At 61.4% G+C, this 3,877-nt stretch carries 5 protein-coding genes; 3 read left to right on the forward strand and 2 right to left on the reverse strand.

The features are described 5' to 3' along the window. Both plsY and Q0341_RS09780 read left to right on the forward strand, forming a co-directional pair. Positions 1–517: glycerol-3-phosphate 1-O-acyltransferase PlsY (plsY, locus tag Q0341_RS09775; RefSeq protein WP_299512641.1), on the forward strand; the 517-nt coding region annotated here is incomplete at its 5' end. Beyond that, positions 514–873 (forward strand): RidA family protein, encoded by a 360-nt coding sequence (locus Q0341_RS09780; RefSeq protein ID WP_299512643.1) that lies wholly within the window; start codon positions 514–516, stop codon positions 871–873. The genes plsY and Q0341_RS09780, both read left to right, overlap by 4 nt. Positions 874–966: 93 nt before the next feature. On the opposite strand, the gene bktB is transcribed toward Q0341_RS09780, so the two are convergent. Both bktB and Q0341_RS09790 read right to left on the reverse strand, forming a co-directional pair. After that, the gene (bktB, locus tag Q0341_RS09785) at positions 967–2,151 is read right to left on the reverse strand and encodes a beta-ketothiolase BktB (RefSeq protein ID WP_299512645.1); all 1,185 of its coding nucleotides are present in this window, start codon (positions 2,149–2,151) and stop codon (positions 967–969) included. A 166-nt stretch (positions 2,152–2,317) separates the two neighbouring features. Continuing rightward, a complete protein-coding gene (locus tag Q0341_RS09790) occupies positions 2,318–3,073 on the reverse strand; it encodes an SDR family NAD(P)-dependent oxidoreductase (protein ID WP_299512647.1) in 756 nt (251 codons plus the stop codon). Positions 3,074–3,246: 173 nt separating this feature from the next. Here Q0341_RS09790 and Q0341_RS09795 point away from each other — a divergent pair. Beyond that, positions 3,247–3,877: tetratricopeptide repeat protein (locus tag Q0341_RS09795; protein ID WP_299512649.1), on the forward strand; the 631-nt coding region annotated here is incomplete at its 3' end.

The raw sequence follows: 3,877 nt of genomic DNA on the forward strand, positions 1-3,877 counted from the left end.
CAGCAAAAATCCAGGGGCCACCAATGTGTTGCGCTCGGGCAGCAAAAAGGCCGCCATCTTGACCTTGCTGCTGGACGCCTTGAAAGGCTGGCTGCCCGTGGCGCTGGTGTTGGCCTATGGGCCTGCATATGGTTTGGGCCCTGAAGTTGCGGCGCTGGCCGGCTTGGCGGCATTTTTGGGGCATCTGTACCCCGTTTTTTTTGGATTCGTGGGCGGCAAAGGCGTGGCAACGGCCGTGGGTGTCGTCATCGGTGTGCACAGCACGCTGGCGCTGGCCACCTTGCTGAGCTTTGCCATCGTCTTGTATTTCAGCCGGTACGTGTCCTTGGCTTCCATGGTCGCGGCGGTGTTTGCACCCGCTTTTTACCTGTTCGGCGATGGTGTGGCCTGGCAGGCGTCAGCGCCTGAGGTCTTGAGCTTGTCAGCGATGGCCCTGTTGCTGGTGTGGCGGCACCGCGAAAACATCCACCGCTTGTTGGCGGGCACCGAATCAAAAATCGGAGGCAAAAAAGCATGAGCACTGACATCCAGAGACTGCATGTGGCGGCCCGCTTCAGCGAAGCGGCGGTGTTCAATGGCGTGGTGTACTTGGCAGGCATGGTGCCCGAGTGCGAGCCCACCGACATTCGCAGTCAGACGGCCGATGTGTTACACCAAATCGAGCGGCGACTGGCAGAAACCGGCAGCGACAAAACCCGCATCCTGCGCACGCAAATTTACCTTAAAGACATTGGCGACATTGCCGCCATGAACGAGGTGTGGGACGCCTGGGTGGTGGCCGGCACCGCGCCGCCACGGGCCACGGTGCAGGCCGCTTTGGCCAACCCTGATTATTTGATTGAGGTGGTCGTCACCGCGGCGGTCAAGCCCTGACGCACAGGGCCCTGCAGCCCGTGCCATCGGGCACAGACGAAAAAAATGGGCACCAGCTGGTGCCCATTTTTTGAGGCGAACAATCCAGAAGCCTTACATGCGCTCAAAGATCGCCGCGATGCCTTGACCGCCACCGATGCACATGGTCACCAGCGCATAGCGGCCGTTCACACGCTGCAGCTCGTACAAGGCTTTCACGGTGATCAGCGCGCCAGTCGCACCAATCGGGTGGCCCAGCGAAATGCCCGAGCCATTGGGGTTGACTTTGGCCGGGTCCAAGCCCAGCTCGCGCGTCACGGCGCAGGCCTGCGCAGCAAAGGCTTCGTTGGCTTCGATCACATCCAGATCGTTGACGCTCAGCCCGGTTTTCTTGAGCACAGCTTGTGTGGCCGAGATTGGACCCACGCCCATGATCTTGGGATCCAGACCGGTGTGGGCGTAACCCACCAAGCGGGCCATGGGCTTGGCCCCGCGGGCTTTGGCTGCACTGGCTTCCATCAGCACCACGGCTGCGGCTGCGTCGTTGATGCCCGAGGCGTTGCCCGCGGTCACCGTGCCGTTTTCTTTCAAGAACACCGGCTTGAGTTTGGCCATGTCTTCGAGCTTGCAGCCGGGGCGAAAGTGCTCGTCGGTGGCGTAGGCCACTTCGCCCTTTTTGCTTTTCAGCATGACCGGCATGATCTGGTCTTTGAAGCGGCCTTCCAGCGTGGCGCGCTCGGCGCGGTTGTGGCTTTCCAGGGCCAGCGCGTCTTGCATCTCGCGGGTGATGCCGTATTGGGCGGCCACGTTTTCGGCGGTCACACCCATGTGGATGTTGTGGAAGGGGTCGTGCAAGGCACCGATCATCATGTCGATCATCTTGGTGTCGCCCATGCGTGCGCCAAAACGGGTGGCCAAACTGGCGTAAGGCGCGCGGCTCATGTTTTCTGCACCGCCGCCAATGGCGATGTCGCAGTCGCCCAGCAAGATGGACTGGCTGGCGCTGACGATGGCTTGCAGGCCCGACCCGCACAGGCGGTTGACGTTGAAGGCTGGCGTGGCTTCGCCGCAGCCGCCGTTGATGGCCGCCACGCGCGACAAATACATGTCTTTGGGTTCGGTGTTGACCACATGGCCGAACACCACATGGCCCACGTCTTGCCCCGACACGCCAGCGCGGGCCAGTGACTCGCGCACCACCTGTGCGGCCAACTCGGTTGGGGGAATGTCTTTGAGGCTGCCACCAAAGGTACCAATGGCGGTGCGCACACCGCTGACAACAACAACTTCACGGCTCATGGGAGGTCTCCAGATTTAAAAATGAACGGCAGGGCAAGCATAACAAGCCAAACAGTGTCAGGGGCAATGGCTACAGCGGCCTGACAAGCGTCGCTTCGCGTAAAGATGAAACGTCGGATCATCAAGGCCCGACCTGCGGAGCATCTGCATTTTTTGGGGTGAGGGCTTAGCCCCGAACGTCTGCTACCGGTTCGCGTCCGAAGTCGGGATGGGTTAGAAAGCGCAGCACCTGCTCGGCCGCCTGAGCAGGGGAGCTGAGCTGGCCTTGGGCTTTGAGTTGCAAAAACTTCGACTGGTCCGGAAAAGCCTCGCCCGCCGCACCGCGCAGTTGTACCTGCATGTCGGTGTCGATGACGCCCGGCGCGAGCGAGCAGACTTTGGCGCCGTTGGGTTGCAAGGCCTCGTCCAGAGCCATGCAGCGGGTGAAATGGTCCATGCCGGCTTTGGCCGCGCAATATGCGGCCTGTGAGGCCATGGGATAGCGGCCGAGGCCCGATGAAATGTTGAGCACTTTGCGGGGCAGGGGCCAGTTTTCTGTGGCCCCCAAAAACGCTGCACTCAGCGCCATGGGCGCTTCCAGGCCCACACGCAGTGCCAGGGCCAGATCAGCGGGGCTGGAATGGCCAAGCGGCACGATGGGCGGGATGACGCCCGCGTTGTTGATCAGGTTCACGCTGGCCCAGTTGGCCGAGTTTTCGGCTTGCAGCCAAGCTTGAAGACGTTCGCTGGCCGCTTGGCCATCGGCCAGGTCTTGTGTCCACTGGGTCAAGTGGGCACCTGTTTGTATGGCCAGGGTGCTCAGGGCCGGATTGGCGTGGCGTGAAATGCACAGCAGGGTGTGGCCCGCTTGCAGCAGCTGCTTGGCCATGGCGAGGCCCATGCCGCGCGATGCGCCGGTGAGGATGTACAGGTGTTTTTTCATGTCGGGCATGTTAGGGACTTCGGCGTTCCTTGGCAAAGGCGCGGGCTTGCCGAGAGTAGCGCAGATGACAGTGGTGTGATGGGTGCGGCCTGGGTGCGCCAAGGCGCTTCGAGCATGCGCTCTGTTGTGTAAGCTTGTGGGTTCGTCAGATTTATTTGTGAGGTACTTTGGGTATGAAAAAAACCAATCACCGCAAAGCGCCGCCTCAAACCATCGCTCAGGGGCAGGCGTTGAACCAGCGTTTGACCGAGTTGGGCCAGCGCTTTTTGCAGTTGTCTGCGCAAGGGGATTTTGCCGCCGCACTGGCGGTGAACGAGCAGGCTCGCCGCATCGTGCCTCGGCATCCTCAAATTTTGGGCGATGCGGCGCTTTGCCATTTGCGCCTGGGGGACCGAGAAAAGGCGCGCGAGATTTACCTGCAAGCCTGCGAGTTGGGACCGCAAGACGAGAACCTGTGGGACGGCCTGACCGAGACCTGCGGGCATCTGGGCCGCATGAACGAGGTGCGTCAGCATGGTCTGTACAGCCTGACCCTCAAGGACCAGAAAACCAAGTCGCACGCGGCCCAGCCATTGCCCACCAGCCTGCCTGTACCCAACACCGATGCGCGCCGCCAAGTGATGGCCTTCAGCCTGTTTGGCGACCACCCGCGTTACTGTGAAACCGCCAAGTTGAACGTCATGGTGGTGCAGCAATTGTTGCCCCAATGGACTTGCCGCTTTTATGTGGACGACACGGTGCCGCTTGCGGTGCGTGAGTTTTTGCGGTCTCTGGGTGCGCAGGTGCTGGAGGTGTCGGCGGCTG

Source organism: uncultured Limnohabitans sp. (assembly GCF_937889215.1).
Taxonomy (GTDB): domain Bacteria; phylum Pseudomonadota; class Gammaproteobacteria; order Burkholderiales; family Burkholderiaceae_C; genus Limnohabitans_A.

Bases quoted from the DNA above. Each gene is read 5' to 3' on its own strand.
- Q0341_RS09780 (WP_299512643.1), top strand. From the start codon at position 514: ATGAGCACTGACATCCAGAGACTGCATGTGGCGGCCCGCTTCAGCGAA.
- bktB (WP_299512645.1), bottom strand. From the start codon at position 2,151: ATGAGCCGTGAAGTTGTTGTTGTCAGCGGTGTGCGCACCGCCATTGGT.
- Q0341_RS09790 (WP_299512647.1), bottom strand. From the start codon at position 3,073: ATGAAAAAACACCTGTACATCCTCACCGGCGCATCGCGCGGCATGGGC.